A 498-nucleotide genomic window follows, 5' to 3' on the forward strand; every position below is an offset into this window, starting at 1 on the left:
TATTTTGATTTTGAGGGTACACCTCTTTCTTATGTTCGTTTTTATGGTTGATACTCGGTTGCATTTATGGAGAAGATGCTGAGGAAACTAAGAGAAAATCTATTAAGATCCCTTATTAAACTTAGATTTAAGTTGCCTATTAGAAGTTTAAGAGATAATGAGAATCAGTATGAAAAATGAATTCCTGCGTCCATTTTTGCTCCTACTTTCTTCCCGAGGGTAAAAGCAAACACAAATAAAAGGATAATGAGAACATTTTTATAGGGTTTATGTTTCTAAAACATTAGATTTGTTCTAATTGGACGACTATAGGCAGTTTTTTAGGCAAAAGGGCACCACGTTCGGCTTACCTTGTATTTGCTTGAGCGCATTAAATAAAGGATAGTTCTGATAGTCCCATTCATGCGGATCCGACGAATAGAGTGTTAAAAAAGGAGCATGAGAATTGCCCCCCATGCTTCTTGACGAAAAGAGTGATAAAAAGGAAGCATGAGAACC

General features: G+C 35.9%; 1 protein-coding gene. It reads right to left on the reverse strand.

The window, feature by feature from the left end; genetic code table 11:
- Nucleotides 1-306 precede the first annotated feature (306 nt).
- A partial coding sequence (locus tag V7266_RS10465; RefSeq protein ID WP_335467831.1) for a hypothetical protein occupies nucleotides 307-498 on the reverse strand: 192 nt, incomplete at its 5' end.

It is taken from the genome of Neobacillus drentensis (assembly GCF_036965645.1).
Lineage (GTDB): Bacteria > Bacillota > Bacilli > Bacillales > Cytobacillaceae > Neobacillus > Neobacillus drentensis_D.